Genomic DNA, 4,573 nt, shown 5'->3' with positions numbered 1-4,573 from the left:
TCTGAACGCAAAGTTCACTAAAGGGTAGCAAGCGCAGCTTGCGAAGGGGAATTGTCGTTTCCCCTTTTGGCTGCCGCAAGGCAGACAACGCCCTCCGCAGGAGTCCATGCAAGTGAAACTTGCTCCCCGAAGGGCGCACATACCACCTCTGGTGGTATATCTGTGCGCACCCTGTAAACAGGGTGAATACGTTACCTCGGCTTTCCAGTGTCCTCGCCTTTGTCATTCCGTACCGCCCTCACTTTCGTTTTCGGCATTGGGGAGAGTGGGTTGTGGGGGAGTGGTTTCTCGGCTTTCCGTTTTGATTTTAGATATAATCTGCTGACACTCCTTTGTCTGCAAGGCAACCGATAAGATACGGTTTAACTCGCCCTCGTCATAGCTGTAACAGTCGGGGAAATACTTCACAATGATGCCGCCCATGACGTACTTGTGGTGGTTCTCAGCTTTGCGTTTCTTCTCGTTCTGTTTTTTCTTTTCGTTGGCTACACGCTGTTGCGCCTGTTTCAATGCCTGTAATGCTTTTTCTAAGTTTTTGCTTGTGTCATTCTTGCTCTCAATCATTTCTGATACCTCATTCTTTCTGTGCTGTGTTGATAGTTTCTGAAAATAAAAAAGGTAGCGGATTGTCTGTTAAGATAATCGCTACCTATAGGTAAACAATATTCAGTTTTTATATCTTCCCTTGAAAATACTAATTTATCTAAGGAAAGAGAAGAAAGATACTCTGTTACAAATCTCGCAACATAACAATGTTGTTCCATATGCAAAAAGCACTGGTAAAACATATAGCAAAATTATATTAGCATTGTAAACATTAAACAAAAGATATTGGAACAACACCACCCAAACAAAATGAAAAATATAAAAAGTATATGACCTTTTTGACATATATTTTGATATTTTCCCGCTAAAATCCAAATACCTTTTCCCAATCCCTAACAAGGAATTTAACATAAACCACTCCGATACATATTTGGCAATCGTATTTAACAATGTTTGTTGCGTCTCTGACCAAATAAACATATATACATTGAAAACCGTTGCTGTTATGCCTATACACAAGAAAATCCATTTCCATTTTTCTACTTTGTTGATTACATCATCATTTGAGAAAATATAATAGCCAACAAGAAAAATGTAAGTATATTCTACAAGACTTTTTCCGCCTGTCGAAAGCAATTCGCTAAAAAGCGGCAACGGTAATCCCCAAAGGAAAATCAGCACAAGCGGTATATCAATATCTTTTAGGTGCATTATTTTTCTTTGTAATATGATAATTCCAACAGCAATGAGCGAAATAAGGAACAGATATAGGATAAACCAAAACTGTCCAACCGAAAAACCGCCGTCAGCACCTGTTAAATCAGTAAAATGCGTAAAGAAAACAGCATAATGCTGAAAAAAATCCCCTTGATAACCACAATTAAATTTATCGGCAATATATGTCATAGGCGGCATAAGTAGCATTGTACCAAAAATGAATGGTATCAGTATTTTTTTAGCCCTTTCCGACACATATTGCCCTACTGTCCGCTTTTGTAGTGCAAATCTTGTGGAGATGCCTGCAATGAAAAACATAAGTGGCATAAAATACGGACTAAAAAATACAACAATGCTACTAATTATTTTATTGCTTTCAAAACAAATGTAATTTGGTTCTCCCCATACATTCCATGCCATTGCCGCATGGTAGGGAACAAGAAGTAAAATGATAATCCAGCGTATATTGTCAACATAGTATTTTCGCATATTTATCTCATGCCTTTCATCAATAATATTCAGTACTGTTATCCTATCACAACCGCACACACAATTCCATTAAATTTTGCTTAATCTCCCTTTGCTTTATTCTTTGTAATCATCATCTGCCTTGCCCGTTCCCTCTGCTCTGTGCTGACTGTCCTCGGCTTGCGGTAACTGACGTGTGACTTCGGAAAGGAATAGGTCTTAGATACCTCGTCCTGCTCTGTCAGCTTGTATGTGTCGGGGAAGTCGGCAACAAGCGTGTCAAGTTTCCTCATAACCGCTTTATCCCTTGTATAGAGGGTGGCGGTCTGTTCTCCTGCATTGTAATTGACTATGGTTTCCTGTTCGTATCGGGAAAGTTTCATAGTGTCATATCCCCCTTCCCTTGCTGTGGGTTCTGTGCTTTTTTCCCTCGGCAACTGTCGGCTGTTTTGCCTGTTCCTTTGCTTTGGCTAACCTTGCCATTACGGAATGGTCACGCTCGTTCATTTTCCGTCTTTTGGTGGTTGCGGTCAGTTCCGCACACGTTTCTTCTGACAGGGCATTTAATTTCTTCAAAGTGCCGCTTACTATCTGCTTGGTGTCGCTGTCCTTTATCTGTGGCAGGATTGCGGATAAATGAGCGCACGTTTCCGCTTTGTTCTGCTCCCCAAACTGATAGATTAAGTTGATTTCATCAGCGTTAAAAGGTATCTGAAAATTTGCACCCTCACATAAACGCTCCATGCCCACACACTTAGGGAGATTTCTTGTCAGTTCGTAATTATCCCTCGCTGTGATTGTTCCATGACTGTCGGTCTGCCTTACCTCTACTTCGCACTGGCTTTTCTGTTCCAGCACAAGCCACTGGTATTTGTCGCTTTTTTTGGTAAATACAGTCTGATGCGCATTGGAGTGTGTCCTGCTGCGGATATATTTGTCGGTGGTACTGTAATAGTCTAAAATCTGCTGTTCCTGCCTTTTATTCATGGTCTTTGCCCTCCTGTGATATGGATTGATTGATATGATTGATTGGTTTCGGTGCTGATATATGATTTTCTCCCACTAATTGTCGAGAGATTGGATTGCGGAATATCATTGACGGATATTTCTCCGCTTGAGGGAATTGGAGTTCATTTCATACGGTAATAACCGCATGAAAAAAGACTATAACTGTTACTGTCATAGCCTTTTCATTGAGGAAGTCCCTTTTCTCTGTTAATTTGCTGTTTCTGCTAGTTCCTTTTCCCGTTGTCTGCGTATTTCTTCCCGTTTCCTTGCCATATACCTACGGTTGCACGCCCGTTTCTTCTCCAAACGTATCCGCTCTTTCTCCTGCTGTGCCTTTTCTTCCCCGGTCAGTTCGGTTTCCTCATGGGGTATCTCGATTTTGCCGATATAATTTAAGAATATCTCAACTTCCTGCGTCCGTCCTGCGCCTATGCCCTCGGCTTTATGGACTACGATTTTTGAAACAAACTCGTTAATCATGGCGGGGGTGAGTTCTTCAAAATCGGTATACTTTTTTGCAAGTTCCATAAAGAGGTCTGCGTTTTCTTTGTCGGTGTTGATTTCTTCCAGTTCCGCATTGTCTGTTTTAAGGCTGTTTTCCAGTTCCGCAAGCTCGCTTTCATAGTCATTCAGCATTGCGTCAAAACGCTTATCGCTTAATTTTCCGCTGATGTTGTCCTCATAGAGTTTCTTTATCAGACGGTTCACTTCATCATAGCGCTTTTCATTCTTCTTGATCCGCTGTCTGACGGTCTTTCCTGCGTCTGCTTTTCTGTCAGAGGACAGCTTGCAGATAATCCCCTTAAACTCGCCCTCATTGGCTACCGCATAATTGCACGTTTCCTTTATCGTTTCAAGGACAAGCGCATTGACCGCCTTTGTCTGTATCCCGTGTGAGGAACACTGCTGTCTGTATTTCTGTCTGCCTAAGTTGTAGTTGGAGCAGTTGTAATCATCTTCGGGAGCAATCCAGCGTCCTTTGCCTTTGGTGTAGATGTCTTTCCTGTACCTTGCCGTCCTGTGGCGGTGGTTATACATCTTCGCCCCGCAGTCAGCACAAAACATCTTGCCTGTCAGTGGGTTTGCCTCGCCTAAAACGTCATGCCTGCGGACTGTCTTGCGGAGTTCCTGCACCATGTTCCATGTTTCCTCGTCAACAATCGGCTCTTGGGTGTTCTTGAAGATTACAAGTTCTTCCTTTGGGGTTTTCTTTGCCCTCTTGTCCTTGTAGCTTTCCTTATAGGTGCGGAAGTTTACTGTATGCCCCATGTATTCGGGTTTGGAGAGGATAGTTGCAACCGTACTTCCACGCCACATATAAGGGTTTTCGGTGTCATAGGTGGTGCAGTGTGTTCCTAATCCCCGTTGCCCCATATAGTAGGACGGTCTTTCGATTTTTTCATCATAGAGTATCCTCGCTATGTCATACGGTCCTTTTCCTGCAATGCACAAGCGGAATATCCTGCGGACAACTTCGGCTGCGGGTTCATCAATTACCCAGTGGGTGCTGTCAAGCGTGTCTTTTTTATAACCGTAAGGGCAGTGGTTAGATGTGTGGGCGTTCCCCGTCATTCCCCTTGCCCGTAAGACAGTGGTAATCTTCCTGCTTGTGTCACGCACATACCATTCGTTCATGATGTTAAGGAATGGCGCAAATTCCGCACTTTCCCTTTTCTCGCTGTCCACTCCGTTTGAGATTGCTATAAAATGCACTCCCTTTTCTCGGAACATTACTTCGGTATAAAATCCAACCTGCAAGTAGTCACGCCCCACTCGGCTCATATCCTTTACAATCACTGTGCCGATTTTTCCCTGTTCCACATCTTCAATCAGA

6 protein-coding genes are annotated in these 4,573 nt (G+C 42.9%); all 6 read right to left on the bottom strand.

The window, feature by feature from the left end; genetic code table 11:
• A partial coding sequence (locus D5281_RS24105) for a hypothetical protein (protein WP_160562418.1) occupies positions 1-226 on the bottom strand: 226 nt, incomplete at its 3' end.
• Entirely contained in the window at positions 223-564 is a 342-nt protein-coding gene (locus D5281_RS24100; RefSeq protein WP_160562417.1) for a hypothetical protein, read from the bottom strand. The genes D5281_RS24105 and D5281_RS24100, both read right to left, overlap by 4 nt.
• A 135-nt stretch (positions 565-699) precedes the next feature.
• Positions 700-1,752: an acyltransferase family protein gene (locus D5281_RS24095; RefSeq protein WP_160562416.1), complete on the bottom strand. Its 1,053-nt coding sequence runs from the start codon at positions 1,750-1,752 to the stop codon at positions 700-702.
• 80 nt (positions 1,753-1,832) lie between these two features.
• A complete protein-coding gene (locus D5281_RS24090; RefSeq protein WP_160562415.1) occupies positions 1,833-2,114 on the bottom strand; it encodes a hypothetical protein in 282 nt (93 codons plus the stop codon).
• A gap of 4 nt (positions 2,115-2,118) precedes the next feature.
• A complete protein-coding gene (locus D5281_RS24085; RefSeq protein WP_160562414.1) occupies positions 2,119-2,718 on the bottom strand; it encodes a transposon-transfer assisting family protein in 600 nt (199 codons plus the stop codon).
• Positions 2,719-2,946: 228 nt separating this feature from the next.
• Positions 2,947-4,573 (bottom strand): DUF4368 domain-containing protein (locus D5281_RS24080; RefSeq protein WP_160562413.1); only part of this gene is annotated, 1,627 nt, incomplete at its 5' end.

The organism is Parablautia muri (genome assembly GCF_009917485.1).
GTDB lineage: Bacteria > Bacillota > Clostridia > Lachnospirales > Lachnospiraceae > Suilimivivens > Suilimivivens muri.
This window is presented reverse-complemented; position numbering and strand designations above follow the sequence as displayed.

Excerpts from the sequence above, each read along its gene's own strand:
- D5281_RS24100 (WP_160562417.1), bottom strand. The coding sequence starts at position 564 with ATGATTGAGAGCAAGAATGACACAAGCAAAAACTTAGAAAAAGCATTA.
- D5281_RS24095 (WP_160562416.1), bottom strand. The coding sequence starts at position 1,752 with ATGCGAAAATACTATGTTGACAATATACGCTGGATTATCATTTTACTT.
- D5281_RS24090 (WP_160562415.1), bottom strand. The coding sequence starts at position 2,114 with ATGAAACTTTCCCGATACGAACAGGAAACCATAGTCAATTACAATGCA.
- D5281_RS24085 (WP_160562414.1), bottom strand. The coding sequence starts at position 2,718 with ATGAATAAAAGGCAGGAACAGCAGATTTTAGACTATTACAGTACCACC.